This is a genomic window from Sphaerimonospora thailandensis, assembly GCF_016863115.1.
In the GTDB taxonomy this organism is placed as follows: domain Bacteria; phylum Actinomycetota; class Actinomycetes; order Streptosporangiales; family Streptosporangiaceae; genus Sphaerimonospora; species Sphaerimonospora cavernae.
Map to the genome: position 1 here is coordinate 21,527 of NZ_BOOG01000066.1, position 14,312 is coordinate 35,838.

The 14,312-nt window shown below is 67.0% G+C and carries 12 protein-coding genes; 3 read left to right on the top strand and 9 right to left on the bottom strand.

Annotated features, from left to right (window positions below):
- Nucleotides 1-38: 38 nt before the first annotated feature.
- The 3 genes from Mth01_RS25915 to Mth01_RS25925 are packed head-to-tail and all read right to left on the bottom strand — an operon-like array spanning nucleotide 39 to nucleotide 2,895.
- Nucleotides 39-536, bottom strand: a complete 498-nt coding sequence (locus Mth01_RS25915) for a hypothetical protein (protein WP_204018568.1) — start codon at nucleotides 534-536, stop codon at nucleotides 39-41.
- Complete coding sequence (locus Mth01_RS25920) at nucleotides 533-1,006, bottom strand: hypothetical protein (RefSeq protein WP_204018569.1); 474 nt, start codon at nucleotides 1,004-1,006, stop codon at nucleotides 533-535. Before Mth01_RS25920 ends, Mth01_RS25915 begins: the two co-directional genes overlap by 4 nt.
- Entirely contained in the window at nucleotides 1,003-2,895 is a 1,893-nt protein-coding gene (locus tag Mth01_RS25925) for an alpha/beta hydrolase (protein ID WP_204018570.1), read from the bottom strand. Before Mth01_RS25925 ends, Mth01_RS25920 begins: the two co-directional genes overlap by 4 nt.
- Before the next feature lie 54 nt (nucleotides 2,896-2,949).
- On the opposite strand from Mth01_RS25925, the gene Mth01_RS25930 reads away from it, so the two are divergent.
- Complete coding sequence (locus Mth01_RS25930; protein WP_204018571.1) at nucleotides 2,950-3,375, top strand: hypothetical protein; 426 nt, start codon at nucleotides 2,950-2,952, stop codon at nucleotides 3,373-3,375.
- Between the two features lie 163 nt (nucleotides 3,376-3,538).
- Nucleotides 3,539-4,243 carry a response regulator gene (locus tag Mth01_RS25935; protein ID WP_204018572.1) on the top strand — a complete coding sequence of 235 codons (705 nt, stop codon included), beginning with the start codon at nucleotides 3,539-3,541 and terminating at the stop codon, nucleotides 4,241-4,243.
- On the opposite strand, the gene Mth01_RS25940 is transcribed toward Mth01_RS25935, so the two are convergent.
- The 4 genes from Mth01_RS25940 to Mth01_RS25955 form a co-directional block, all read right to left on the bottom strand.
- Nucleotides 4,240-6,135: an ABC transporter ATP-binding protein gene (locus Mth01_RS25940; protein ID WP_275409032.1), complete on the bottom strand. Its 1,896-nt coding sequence runs from the start codon at nucleotides 6,133-6,135 to the stop codon at nucleotides 4,240-4,242. The genes Mth01_RS25935 and Mth01_RS25940 overlap by 4 nt on opposite strands.
- 101 nt (nucleotides 6,136-6,236) lie before the next feature.
- Complete coding sequence (locus tag Mth01_RS25945; protein ID WP_204018573.1) at nucleotides 6,237-7,970, bottom strand: ABC transporter ATP-binding protein; 1,734 nt, start codon at nucleotides 7,968-7,970, stop codon at nucleotides 6,237-6,239.
- Between the two features lie 74 nt (nucleotides 7,971-8,044).
- Nucleotides 8,045-9,301 (bottom strand): winged helix-turn-helix domain-containing protein, encoded by a 1,257-nt coding sequence (locus tag Mth01_RS25950; RefSeq protein WP_239090016.1) that lies wholly within the window; start codon nucleotides 9,299-9,301, stop codon nucleotides 8,045-8,047.
- Nucleotides 9,302-9,424: 123 nt separating this feature from the next.
- Complete coding sequence (locus tag Mth01_RS25955; RefSeq protein ID WP_204018574.1) at nucleotides 9,425-9,691, bottom strand: HGxxPAAW family protein; 267 nt, start codon at nucleotides 9,689-9,691, stop codon at nucleotides 9,425-9,427.
- A gap of 224 nt (nucleotides 9,692-9,915) precedes the next feature.
- Here Mth01_RS25955 and secA point away from each other — a divergent pair, with 224 nt between their 5' ends.
- Entirely contained in the window at nucleotides 9,916-12,717 is a 2,802-nt protein-coding gene (gene secA / locus Mth01_RS25960; RefSeq protein WP_204018575.1) for a preprotein translocase subunit SecA, read from the top strand.
- A 75-nt stretch (nucleotides 12,718-12,792) separates the two neighbouring features.
- Here the strand turns inward: secA and Mth01_RS25965 are convergent, their stop codons facing one another.
- Together Mth01_RS25965 and Mth01_RS25970 are read right to left on the bottom strand one after the other, a co-directional pair.
- Nucleotides 12,793-13,353, bottom strand: a complete 561-nt coding sequence (locus Mth01_RS25965; RefSeq protein WP_204018576.1) for an Rv3235 family protein — start codon at nucleotides 13,351-13,353, stop codon at nucleotides 12,793-12,795.
- 290 nt (nucleotides 13,354-13,643) lie between these two features.
- On the bottom strand, nucleotides 13,644-14,312 hold a 669-nt coding region (locus tag Mth01_RS25970), incomplete at its 5' end, for a PTS transporter subunit EIIC (protein ID WP_204018577.1).

Here is a 14,312-nt window from a genome sequence, read left to right on the forward strand (position 1 = left end):
GGTCCGGCCTGCCCTGCTGCCGCGGCCGTTTGAGCTGACTATGTAGGCGCCTGAGCGAAGGCCGGATTCCTCACGCACTCGGTCGTGCCGATGATGTCGATGCCGAGCGGAGACTCGGCCAGCACGGCACTGATGTCGCCGACGCCCTCGCGTTCGGCCCCGGCTATCCGGCTGTCGCTGTACTTGATCCGCCAGCCCCGCTGCTTGAGCACCTCGACGACGTTCCGGAACACGTTGTCGGGATCCATCGCGTCGTCCGGGTCTTCGCCGTGGGCGCTGATGCCTGCCGCGACGCTGGAGTAGTCGGTGCCGGCCGGTCCGCCACACGGCCGGTTCATTTCCCGTACGGCGACGCGGGGATCGGTGTCCGGCAGGACGGCCCGGATGACGGCGATCGTCTCGGCGATGAAGACCTCCCGGGACTCATCGGGAGTCATGTCCGGCTTCGCCGGTTTGCCGGCGCAGGCGACCGCGAGCACGACCAGAGATAACGCCACGAGAACAGCCCGGAGCCGAAGCGACAGGGACGAACTCATTTCTCCGGGTTCTCCACACACTCGGTGTCCCCGCCGATGTTGATGCCGACAGGAGAGTCGCCCACCCCCGCGCTGATGCCGCCGACACCCTCGCGTTCGGCCCCCGCTATACGATCCTTCGTGTAGTTGATCTTCCAGCCCTGCTGCTTCAACACCTCGATGACCTGTTTGAAGACGTGATCGGGATCCAGCTTCTCGTCCCGAGCGTCGCTGTGGACGTTGATCATGCTCTCCACGCTGGAAAAATCGGTGCCGACCGGTCCACCACACGGGGCGTCCCTTACTTGCACCACGACAAGCGGGTCCGCACCGGGAAATACGGCCTGGATGATGGCCTTGGCTTCGGTGATGAAGACCTGGCGGGACTCCTCTGGCGTCATCTTCGCCTCCAGTTCGCTAGTGCAGGCGGTCATGAGTGCGAGCAGGGCCGACGCAGCGATGGCTCGGCGGAGCAAGGTGGGGAATCTCATCGCGGATAGGCTCCCCTGGTCGCGGTGAACAGGACGGCTCGTTCGGCGAGCGGCGCACCGGCCGCCGCGAGGGCCTTGGCGGTGATCTCGGTGATGTCGGCAGCGGAGAGATAGCCGCCGAGCTCGGATTTTCGCAGCTCATGCATGGCCTGGTTGATCACGGTCTTCTGATCGGTCTCCCCGGTGAGCGCGCCCTTGATGATCGGGTCGAGCGCCGCGGCCAGCTCGCCCGTCTTCCACTGCGGCACCCGGCTCTGCAGTTCCTTGACCAGGACCCGTACGCCGCTCGCGCCGAACTGCCCGTCATCGACCCTCGGCGAGCCGGTGAACGGCCGCACGTAAGCATCGCCCGTGAGGACGGCCTGCAGATTGTTCAGCCCGGTGTTCTTGGGAATGTAGTACTGGGAGTGTCCGGACGATGCGCCGGTGGCCAGTCGCTTGATGTCGGGCATGTCGGCGGGATCGTTGCCGTGTGCCTCGGTGTAGGAGACCCAATCAGCGGGGGCTCGCATGGCGAACACCTGGGTGCCGGGCGCGAGCTTGAGATCGGCGGCTGTCCTGACCTTGGGCCCCAGACCGGGGCTCCCCATGAAGACCACCGAGTCGAATGGCGTGCCCTGCTGCAGGGCCTTGCTTGTCAGCAGCGTGCCGTAGCTGTGGGCGAACAGCGCGAACTCCGCCCCCCTGGCCGCCTCCAGGCCCGCACGGAACGAGTGCAGGGCGGGGGCGCCCGCCTCTGCCTTGGCAGGCAGCACGGAGTCGCCGAACTCGGGCGTGTCGTACCCCAGCCACGTGATCACAGCTGTCTCCGGCAAATCTTTACCGGTCATGCGGTCTTTGATCAGGTTCTGGGCGTCTTTCGCGATGTCTCTGTAGTTGTCCAGCCGGTTGGTGATGCCGGGGACCATGACGGCGACGTGCTTGGCCTTGGCGAGGTCGCCGAAGACCTCGGCGACCCGGCCGTCGTCGGCGGGATCGAAGAGCAGGAACTGCCGTTGCTTGAGCTGGTTGTCGCCGGTCATCCGAGGCTGGAGGAGCTCGGACATGCGGGCCACCCGCTGCTCCAGCTGTGACACCCGAGGGTCTTGGGGGAGCGCGCGCTCGATCCTCTGTGCCATCTGGGGGTCGTCGTCGAGGGCGCGCTCGATCTTCCGTGAGATCTCGGGATTGCGGGCGAGGGCCTGCCTGATCTTCTGTGCCATCTGGGGGCTGTAGACGGAGGCCTGCCCGAGCAGCAGCGCCATCTGGGGGCCGTCGCCGAGGGCGCGCTCAAACAGCGGTGCGAACCGGGGGTCGTCGACGAGGCCGTGCTCGATCATTGACTCCACTCGAGGCTTCTTCGGAATGCCGGCCTTCAGCTCGGCGAGTTCCTTCCGCTCGTGGGCGAGGGCGCGCTCGATCAGTAAACGGTTGGCGGCGTACCTGACCGTTGCGGGAGCGCCGTCCAATCGGCCCACCACCTCGGGCCGTTCGATCGCCAGCCAGGAACGTTCGGCGGCGGTCAGTTTTCCGAAGAACTCTCCAATCGCCTGTGCACGTTGCTCCGGGCCGGCCTTGGCGTTATCGGCGATGAGCGATTTGAGGTCATTCTCCAGTCGGGTTCTGTCTTGTCCGGAAACCTTGCTGATTGCGGTGGTGAGACCGAACGTCGACAACGCCCCAAAGGGGTCGCCGCCCTTATCCGCGGCTCGGGCGATCTGGGCGCGATCGCGCAGGTCGCCGGCGGTGTCGGTGGCCCACTTCAGCACGGTCACCAATTGATTCGCCCCTGGCTGTCCCATGAACTGGCAGGCCCGCTTGTAGTACTCCTCGGCCAGTTGCTGCCTGTCTGTGAGCTGCTTGGCCAATTTTTCCAGTTCGTCTGGGTCGACCACCCGCTCCGGATCCACAGGACAAGAAGCTAGCCGTTCTTTACACGACGTGGAAGTATTCTTACACCATCGGTGTCGATCGGATGGGAAACGGGGATGTCGCTACGCGATGACTTGTTGCGGTTGGCACATGAACACCAGGACCTGGCCGAAGCCATCGAGGAGTTGCTGAAGCCCGTCAACGATTCGGTAGGCCGAATGTGTTGGAAAGGTCCTCATCGGGACCGGGTGCGGACCGAGTTGGGGACGATGACGCGGAATGCCCGTGTGGTCGCCGAATCCCTGCGTGGCCGCGCCAAACTGATCCGAGACGCGGCCTTCAACATCCCCGACAACGGTAGGGATGCGCTGCTCGCACTCGGCGGGCCAGTAGGACGATCCATGATTAATCAGGCACCCGCTGAAGATCCGCTTGTGCTGCTTCGCGCCCTTCAGCAGCAGTTGACCCCCATGGGACCCGCCGTCGCGGAGGTGTTCGCCAGGCACGGCGTCAGGTGACCGGGGCCTCCGCCGGAGGCCGACCGAGACGGCCGGAAGCCATGCGGCCGGCAGATGAAGATCCGCATCTCGTCCGGAACCGTGTAATGATGACGGTCGGTGCGTTGACCGTGAACGTTTGCGGGAAGAGCATTAGCGTCCTTGGCCCCCGCGAGGAGGTTTCGTGACCCGATCCGACGAGGTTACCCCTGTTGCCGGTCGCGGTGAGCCGATCCGCGTGCTGATCGTCGACGATCACGCGCTGATCCGGCGCAGCCTTGAGTTGGCGCTGGCCGCGGAGGCGGACATCGAGGTGGTAGGCGAGGCGAGCGACGGCCGGGAGGCGGTCGAACTGGCCGGCCGGCTGCTGCCGGACGTGGTCCTCATGGATGTCCGGATGCCGAAACAGGACGGCATCGAGGCGACCCGAGCCATCAAGGAATCGGTGCCGAGCACCCGGATCATCATGCTGACGGTCAGCGACGAGGAGGAGGACCTCTTCGAGGCGATCAAGGCGGGTGCCACCGGATATCTGCTCAAGGACGTCCAACTCGACGAGGTGCCCGACGCCGTGCGCGGGGTCCACGAGGGCCAGTCGCTCATCAACCCCGCGATGGCCGCGAAGCTGATCTCCGAGTTCGCGAACATGAGCCGCAAGGAGGCCGAGCGCCCTCCGCAGCTCCCCGTGCCCAAGCTGACCGAACGCGAGATGGAGGTGCTCCGCCTGGTCGCGAAGGGCATGAACAATCGGGAGATCGCCAAGGAGCTGTTCATCTCCGAGAACACGGTCAAGAACCACGTGCGCAACATCCTGGAGAAGCTCCAGCTCCACTCCCGGATGGAGGCCGTGGTCTACGCCGTCCGCGAGCGCCTGCTCGAGATCACCTAGGAGCCGCTGGTCGCCGTCTCCTCGTCGGCCGAAACCAGGGCGCCGCTGAATTGCGCGGAGTACAGCCGGTGGTAGGCGCCACGGGTGGCGAGCAGTTCGTCATGGGTGCCCTGCTCGACGATGCTGCCCGCCTCCATGACCAGGATGAGGTCGGCGTCCCGGATGGTGGACAGCCGGTGGGCGATGACGAAGCTGGTGCGGTCGCTGCGGAGCGCGGCCATCGCATGCTGCACCAGGACCTCGGTCCGAGTGTCGACCGAGCTGGTGGCCTCGTCCAGGATGAGCAGGGACGGGTCGGCGAGGAAGGCGCGGGCGATCGTGATCAGCTGCTTCTCGCCGGCGCTGACGTTGCCGCCCTCCTCGTCGATCACCGTGTCGTACCCGTCGGGCAGCGTGCGGACGAACCGGTCGACGTACGTGGCCCGTGCGGCGGCGTGGATCTCCTCGTCGGTGGCCCGCGGGTTGCCGTACGCGATGTTGTCGCGGATCGTGCCGCCGAACAGCCAGGTGTCCTGGAGGACCATTCCGATCTGCGAGCGCAGGTCCTCGCGGCGCATCTCGGTGATGTCGACGCCGTCCAGGGTGATGCGGCCCGCGTCGAGCTCGTAGAAGCGCATGATCAGGTTGACCAGCGTGGTCTTTCCCGCGCCGGTGGGACCGACGATCGCGATCGTGTGCCCGGGGTCGGCCACCAGCGACAGGTCCTCGATGAGGGGCTGTTCGGGGTCGTAACGGAAGGACACGTGCTCGAACTCGACGCAGCCCCGCCGGGTGGCCGCCGGCACCGGCTCGGCGGGATCGGGCTCCTGCTCCTTCGCGTCCAGCAGTTCGAAGACCCGCTCGGCGGACGCCACGCCCGACTGCAGCAGGTTCGCCATCGAGGCGACCTGGGTCAACGGCTGGGTGAACTGCCGGGAGTACTGGATGAACGCCTGGACGTCGCCCAGGCTCATCGATCCCGTGGCCACCCGTACGGCGCCGACGACGGCGATGGCCACATAGTTGAGGTTCCCGATGAACATCATCGTCGGCATGATGATCCCGGAGATGAACTGGGCGCCGAAGCTCGCCTTGTACAGGGCGTCGTTCCGCTCCCGGAACACCTGCTCGACCTCCGGTCCGCGTCCGAACACCTTCACCAACTCGTGGCCGGTGAACGCCTCCTCGATGTGGGCGTTCAGGGTGCCCGTGTGGGCCCACTGCGCGACGAAGTGCTTCTGCGAGCGCTTGGCGATCTGACCGGTGACGAGCATCGTGACGGGGATGGTCACCAATGCGATCATCGCGAGCAACGGCGAGATGACGAACATCATGGCCAGCACGCCGATCACGGTGAGCAGCGAGGTCAGCAGCTGGCTCAGCGTCTGCTGCAGGGTCTGGGACACGTTGTCGATGTCGTTGGTGACCCGGCTGAGCAGCTCGCCGCGCGGCTGGCCGTCGAAGAACCGCAGCGGAAGCCGGTTGATCTTGTCCTCGACGTCGGCCCGCAGCCGGAACACGGTGCGCTGGGTCACGTCGTTGAGCAGATAGCCCTGCAGCCACATGAAGCCCGACGCCGCGACGTAGAGCCCCAGGGCCCAGGCCAGTGCCGTGGCGAGCGCACCGAAGTCGATGCCGTGCCCCGGGACGAGGTCCATTGCCGCGACCATGTCGGCGAAGTTGTCGTGGCCCGAGGCGCGAGCCGCCTGAACCGCCTGCTCCTTGCTGATTCCGGCGGGCAACTGGGCGCCGATCACACCGCTGAAGATCACGTCTGTCGCGCGGCCGAGGATCTTCGGTCCGATGACCGAGAACACCACGCTGATCACGGCGAGGCCGATCACGGCCAGGACCCTCGTACGCTCGGGGCTCAACCGCCGGAGCAGCCGCCGGGCAGAGGGCCCGAAGTTCATGGACTTCTCCGCGGGCATTCCCATGCCGAAACCGCGGCCCCCCGGGCCGCCGCCTCCCATGGGGGGTCGCGGTCGCGCTGGTGCCGTCGTCGGCCGGTCGCTCATGCCGCACTCTCAATGGTCAGTTGGGACTCGACGATCTCGACATAGGTCGGGCAGGAGCCGAGCAGTTCGTCATGGGTGCCGATGCCGACGATGAGCCCGTCGTCCAGGACGATGATCTGGTCGGCGTCGATGATCGTGGAGACCCGCTGGGCGACGATGACCACGGTGGCCTCGGCCGTGTACGAGCGCAGCGCGGCACGCAACCGGGCGTCGGTGGTCAGGTCGAGGGCCGAGAACGAGTCGTCGAACAGGTAGATCTCAGGTTCGGCGACCAGCGCCCGGGCGATCGAGAGCCGCTGCCGCTGGCCGCCGGACACATTCGTTCCTCCCTGCGTGATCGGCGCCTGCAGGCCCTCCGGCATCGCCTCGACGAAGTCGCGGGCCTGAGCGACCTCCAGCGCCGCCCACAGCTCCTCATCGGTGGCGTCCGGGTTGCCGTACCGCAGGTTGCTGGCGACGGTGCCGGTGAACAGGTACGGCTTCTGCGGCACCAGGCCGATCCGCGACCAGAGCATCTCAGGGTCGAGATCGCGTACATCGACGCCGTCGATCAGTACGGCGCCGGAGGTGGCGTCGAAGAGCCGGGGCACCAGGGAGACCAGCGTCGTCTTGCCCGACCCGGTGCTGCCGATGACGGCGGTGGTCTGTCCCGCGACGGCGCGGAAGGAGATGCCGGACAGCACCGGAGCCGCCGCCCCCGGATAGCGGAACTCGACGTCGCGCAGTTCCAGCTCGGCGCGGCGGTCCACCTGCCGTACGGGATGCGCGGGCGGTCGCACCGACGACTCGGTGTCCAGCACCTCGCCGATGCGCTCGGCACAGACCGCGGCACGCGGGATCATCATCGAGATGAAGGTGGCCATCATCATCGACATGAGAATCTGCAGCAGATACATGAGGAACGCGGTGAGGGCGCCGACCTGCATCTCTCCGCTGTCCACCCGGGCGGCGCCGAACCACAGCACGGCGACGCTGGAGGCGTTGAGGATCAACATCACGGTGGGGAAGATGAGCGCGGTCAGCCGTCCGACGCGCAGCGCCGTCTCGGTCAGCGCGTCGTTCGCCTCGCCGAACCGGTGGGTCTCCTCACGCTCCCGTACGAAGGCCCGCACCACGCGGATGCCGGAGAGCTGCTCGCGCAGCACCTGGTTGACCGCGTCGATGCGGGTCTGCATGGCGCGGAACTGCGGAACCATCCGGGAGACGATCAGTCCGATCGCGAGCAGCAGCACCGGGACGCAGACCAGCATGAGCCAGGACAACCCGAGGTCCTGGCGCAACGCCATGATGATGCCGCCGATGCCCATGATCGGCGCTGCGACCAGCATCGTGCAGGTCATCACCACGAGCATCTGGATCTGCTGTACGTCGTTGGTGTTGCGAGTGATCAACGAGGGCGCGCCGAACTGGGTGACCTCCCGGGTGGAGAACCCGCCCACCTGATGGAAGATCGCAGATCGGAGGTCCCGCCCGAACCCGGCCGCCACCTTGGCTCCGTGGTAGACCGCCGCGATCGAGCAGGTGATCTGGACGAGGGAAACGGTCAGCATCCAGCCGCCGGTGGTCAGGATGTAGCCGGTGTCGCCGGTCGCGACGCCCTTGTCGATGATGTCGGCGTTCAGGCTGGGCAGATACAGCGAGGCGATGGTGCCGACCAGTTGGAAGAGAATCACCGCGGTCAGCGCCGACGAGTACGGCCGCAGGTACGTACGGAGCAGTCGGCTCAGCATGTGCGCCCCCCGGGGGAGACGGTGCTGCGGGAGGTCGGAATCACGCGGAAAACGCTATATGATCCTTTGGCTGCTCACGCTTGATTTTTGGCGTCGAGCGCCGCCCGCAGCGGTCCTTCGAACTCCGGCGAGGTGATCCGCTCGACCCGGAGATCTGTGCAGTCCACCCAGCTCGCGGCCTCCAGCAGCGCGTCCCGCATGCCCGTGATGGCCGCGCTGCGACCCGCCGCGGTACGGCTGACGCCGGCTTCGAAGCCGACCTGCCGGGCGACGAGCGTGCGGCCCTCCCGCGCCGGATCCACCCGGCCGATGATCTTCCCGTCCGCCAGGACCGGCATCGCGAAGTAGCCGTGGACCCGTCTGTCCTTCGGCACGTACGCCTCCAGGCGGTGGCTCACCCCGAAGATCCGCTCAGTCCGGGGCCGATCCCAGATGAGGGAGTCGAACGGCGACAGCGGCGTGGTCCGGTGCCGGCCGCGTGGCTCCGTCTCGAGTGCGGCCGGGTCCGCCCAGGCGTTGGGGGCGCCGGCCGTGTCGGTTCCCGCTCCGGCCCGGGCTCCGGAACGGCGTCGAGCCGGCGGCCACCCGGCGACCCGTACCGGGACGAGCCCGGCGGCGCCGCTCAGCAGGGCATCGTCGAGCAACTCGGCGTATTTCCCCTTCACCCGGGTGAAATCGACGAGGTCGGCCCGGGTCGCCACGCCCAGGGAGCGGCCGGCGATCGCGGTGAGCCCGGCGACGCACTCCGCGTCGGTGGGATCCTCGCCCAGCAGATCGGCCGGGATCACACGTTCTGCCAGGTCGTATACGCGACGCCAGCCGATCCGCCGGGTGCAGACCACCTCGCCGATGTCGAGCAGGAACTCGATCGCGATCTTGGAATCCGACCAGTCCCACCAGGGGCCGCCATTACGTGCTCCGCCGATGTCCGCGGTGGTGACCGGTCCCTCCGAGCGGACGATATCCAGGACCTTGTCGATCGTCGGCGGCACCTCGTGCCAGCGGAACCGCCGCTCACGATAGGCCCGGCGGCGGAAGCCGTACAGGGGCCACTGTTCGAGGGGGAGGACGCAGGCGGCGTGACACCAGTATTCGAAGGCGCACGGAGGGTCGTGCCAGTAGGCGCGCTCCACCTTCGTACGCCCGACAGGACCGAGCCGGGCGTACGCGACGAGTTCATGGGAGCGCGCCAGCACAGAGATGGTGTCGAGCTGGACGGCGCCCACCCGCCGCAGCATGGCGGACACGCCACCGCCGCGCGCGCTCGCGCCGAGGAAACCCTGGGCCCGCAAGATGATCCTGCGGGCCTCGTCGGAGGTCAGGTCGGTCACATCCGGAGATGCTAAACGGGGCGACCGACAAAGTTCTTTCGAAGGTCAGGGGCTGTCGGCGGCCAGGGCTTCGAAAGTACGGGGCGGTCGGTCGCCTGACACCGCCGCCGGGGGCCGTACGGCTCAGGCCTTGTGGTGCTCGAACGGGGAATGGTGCTCCTGCGCTTCGATCTCCCGGGGCGCGTCGACGATCACGTCGGAGAAGATGTCGACCGCGAGCGCGAGCAGGCCGCCGACCGCGCAGATGCCGACGCCGACCCAGAAGAACAGCCAGTTGGGGCCCGCGACGAGGGCGATCCCGCCAACGAGGAAGCCGATGAGGATCGTGCTGACGGCGAGCCACGATTTGGGGCTTCCCGCGTGGCTGCCTTGGTGTCCGCTCTGTGCCATACCCCGTTTTCTACCTGATGGTCACCACGGTCGGCACATCGGGGGGAACCCCTCGGGCGTTTCGCTCGTTATAACTCATGCGAATACGGCACGCCGCTCCGGCCCGTTGGCGATGGCTGTGTCCGGTGGCGGAACAGCCTACGATGGTTGCGGGGAAGTGTGTGTCTCGTCCTCCCACCCCGGTCGGACCGCCCGGGGTAGACCTGCGAGGAGCTCTACTAACAGTGCCAGCCATTCTCGACAAGATCCTTCGCGCCGGCGAAGGCAAGACTCTGCGGAAGCTCAAGCGGATCGCCGAGCAGGTCAACTCCATTGAAGAGGACTTCAAGAGCCTGTCTGACGCCGAGCTTCGCGCGCTGACCGACGAGTACAAGCAGCGTTACGCCGACGGCGAGTCTCTCGACGACCTGTTGCCCGAGGCGTTCGCGACCGTGCGCGAGGCCGCCCGCCGGGTGCTGGGGCAGCGCCACTTCGACGTGCAGCTCATGGGCGGGGTCAACCTGCACATGGGCAACATCTCGGAGATGAAGACCGGTGAGGGCAAGACCCTGACCTGTACTCTCCCGAGCTACCTCAACGCCCTGTCCGGTAAGGGCGTCCACGTCGTCACGGTCAACGACTACCTGGCCAAGCGCGACGCCGAGACGATGGGCCGAGTCCACCGCTTCCTCGGCCTCGAGGTCGGCGTGATCCTGGCGAACATGCCGCCGGACGAGCGCCGCAGGCAGTACAACGCGGACATCACCTACGGCACGAACAACGAGTTCGGCTTCGACTACCTGCGCGACAACATGGCCTGGTCGATGGACGAGTGCGTCCAGCGCGGCCACAACTTCGCGATCGTCGACGAGGTCGACTCCATCCTCATCGACGAGGCACGCACCCCGCTGATCATCTCCGGTCCCGGCGAGCAGTCCGGCAAGTGGTACACCGAGTTCGCCAAGATCGTCCCGAGGCTGCGCCGTGGCACGGAGGGCAAGGACGGCGAGGAGAGCACCGGCGACTACGTCGTCGACGAGAAGAAGCGCACGATCGGCGTCCTCGAGGCCGGTGTCGAGAAGGTCGAGGACTGGCTCGGCATCGACAACCTGTACAAGCCCGAGCACACCCACCTCGTCCAGTTCCTCAACAATGCGATCAAGGCGAAGGAACTGTTCAAGAAGGACAAGGACTACATCGTCGTCGACGGCGAGGTCCTGATCGTCGACGAGTTCACCGGGCGCGTCCTGCACGGCCGTCGCTACAACGAGGGCATGCACCAGGCCATCGAGGCCAAGGAAAGTGTAAAGATCAAGGACGAGAACCAGACACTCGCCACGATCACCCTGCAGAACTACTTCCGCCTGTACGACAAGCTCGGCGGCATGACCGGTACGGCCACCACCGAGGCCAACGAGTTCCACCAGACCTACAAGCTCGGCGTGGTCCCGATCCCGACCAACCGGCCGATGGTCCGCAAGGACCAGGCCGACGTGGTCTACAAGACCGAGGACGCCAAGTTCCAGGCCTGCGTAGAGGACATCAAGGAGCGGTACGAGAAGGGCCAGCCGGTCCTGGTCGGCACCACCAGCGTGGAGAAGTCCGAGAAGCTCGCCCGGATGCTCAAGCGCCAGGGCGTGCCGCACGAGGTGCTGAACGCGAAGAACCACGCCCGTGAGGCCGCGATCGTCGCCGAGGCCGGCCGCAAGGGCGCGGTCACCGTCGCCACGAACATGGCGGGCCGCGGCACCGACATCATGCTCGGCGGTAACCCCGAGTTCCGCGCCGACCTGGAGCTGCAGCAGCGCGGGCTGTCGCCGTCGGAGACTCCGGAGGAGTACGAGCAGGCCTATCCCGAGGCGCTGGAGAAGGCCAAGGAGGCCGTCAAGACCGAGCACGAGGAGGTCGTCGGGAGCGGCGGGCTGTACGTGCTGGGCACCGAGCGGCACGAGTCCCGGCGCATCGACAACCAGCTGCGCGGCCGTTCCGGCCGTCAGGGCGACCCGGGCGAGTCCCGGTTCTACCTGTCGCTCGAAGACGACCTGATGCGGCTGTTCAACGCGGCCAAGGTCGAGATGATCATGACGCGGCTCAACATTCCGGACGACGTGCCGATCGAGTCGGGCATCGTGTCCAAGGCGATCGCCTCCGCGCAGCACCAGGTCGAGCAGCAGAACTTCGAGATCCGCAAGAACGTCCTCAAGTACGACGAGGTCATGAACCGGCAGCGTACGGTGATCTACGCCGAGCGCCGCCGCGTGCTGGAGGGCGCCGACCTGCACGAGCAGGTGCGGGTCTTCGTCACCGACGTCGTCGACGACTATGTCAAGGGCGCCACCGGCGAGGGCTTCGCGGAGGAGTGGGACCTCGACAAGCTGTGGAAGGCGTTCGGCCAGCTCTACCCGGTCTCGTTCACCGTCGAGGAGCTCATCGAGGCGGCCGGCGGCGAGCGGGAGGACCTGTCCGCCGAGTTCATCGCGGAGAAGGTCAAGACCGACGCGCTCGAGGCGTACGGCCAGCGGGAGGAGCAGCTCGGCAGCGAGGCGATGCGCGAGCTGGAGCGCCGGGTCATCCTCTCGGTTCTCGACCGAAAGTGGCGTGAGCACCTCTACGAGATGGACTACCTCCAGGAGGGCATCGGCATGCGCGCCTATGCCCAGAAGGACCCGCTGATCGAGTACCAGCGCGAAGGCTACGAGATGTTCGCCGCGATGCTCGACGGCATCAAGGAGGAGTCGGTCGGCTACCTGTTCAACCTCGAGGTCGAGGTGCAGGCCAATCCGATCGTCGAGGAGAACATCGAGGAGGACACGGCGGTCGCGCAGGCCGGTTCGATCATCGCGCAGGCGTTGCGGCGGCCGTCCCAGCCGACCGAGATGGTCTACAGCGCCCCGAGCGAGTCCGGTGACGTCGAGGTCAGCCGGGTGCGTTCCACGCCGGAGCAGCGTGCCGCGTACGGCAACACCGAGCGCAACGCGCCCTGCCCGTGCGGCTCGGGCAAGAAGTTCAAGCGCTGCCACGGCGATCCGAGGAACGCCGAGGCGTGATCCGAACGAGAATCCCCGCAGGGCGGACCCCTGCGGGGATTCTCGCTTCCAGCCGACCGCTTCCAGCCGACGCTGTCAGGCGGTCTCGAACTCCGTGACCAGCCACTGGACGCCGAAGCGCTCCAGGCGTAGCGCGAGCACCCGGCTGCGCGTCCCGCAGTGGACGAGCACGCACATCTCCGCCACACCGTCGCGGGGCCACTGCGCATGCGGCGGCCCCACCAGCGGCGGACGCTCGGCATGGATCATCTTTCCGGCGCGGACCAGCTCGCGATAGGCCCGCTCCGACAGCCTGTCCTGCACGGTCTCCGCGGGTCGCCGGCCCGCGAGGACCTCCGCCATGGCCTGACCGAGACAGCGCAGGTGCCGCTCATCGGGCCGGGCTCCCCGCGTCCGCACCGTTCCCCGTGCCCGTACCGCTTCCCGCACCCGCAGTGCGGCACTCCGGGCCTGTGGGATGGTTTCGGGCACCCTGGCGGGTGCGGCGGCCTCCGGCACATGGGCCAGGGCGAGCGAGCCGTACGTCATGGGCATGCCGCCTTCGGCTGCGCCGTCCGCCGCCGCGCGCTCGTCGTCGTACGGCGGATCCGCGGGGGGTACGGACATGATCCTGGGCAGCGGGATCGGCTTGGGCATCGAGACTCCCTGTTCGTCATTCGGGGGCGGTCGTCGTTCGGGGGCGGTCGTCATTCGGGGGCGGTCGTCGTTCGGGGGCGGTCGTCGTCCGGGGGCAGGGGAAATCCGCTGCCTAATAGAGGTTCCGGTTCCCCCGTCTGATACACAGGCCGCCAACTTTGTCGCTCGGCGCGGCCTTATCTCCCCATTTCAAGGGAAAGCTTCCCCTCAGTTGGGGTGCCTCCGATGAGGCTCGGTCAAATTACGGCCAGCGAGGTGAACGCATTACGGTCCGGCGATTCGCGGGGGGATCAGGTGCGGGCGGCGGTGTCCGTGGACTCTCCGGAATCGACGTCGGGCTCCGGCTCGCGTCCCGGCGTCATGATGTTCATCTTCTTGATCAGGAAACTGAACAGGAAGTAGTAGACGAAGAAGTAACAGACCCCGATCAGCATGATGAGCGGGAAATTGTGCGTGTTGTCCTTGGTCGCGTTCAGACCGGCGTCGATCGCGCCGGCCGAGAACCCGAACCCGAGCCGTCCGCCGAGGCCCGCGACCAGCGCCATCGAGATGCCGGTGAGCAGTGCGTGCACCGCGAACAGGACCGGAGCCACGAAGATGAACGCGAACTCGATCGGCTCGGTGATGCCGGTGACGAACGAGACGAGCGCGGCGGAGAGCATGATGCCGCCCACGGTCGCCCGCCGATGCGGGGGAGCGGCGCGCCACATGGCGAGGGCGGCGGCCGGGAGGCCGAACATCATGACGGGGAAGAAACCGGCCATGAACGCGCCCGCACCCTGCTGGCCAGCGAAATAGCACCACATGTCACCCGTCGTGTGAACCGTGCCGATTTCACATCCCGGCACCGTGTACCAGACGATCGAGTTGACGAAGTGGTGGAGGCCGAAGGGAATGAGCGCCCGGTTGACGACGCCGTAGATCCCGGCACCCTCTGTGGAGTGGCGGGCGAGCCAGTC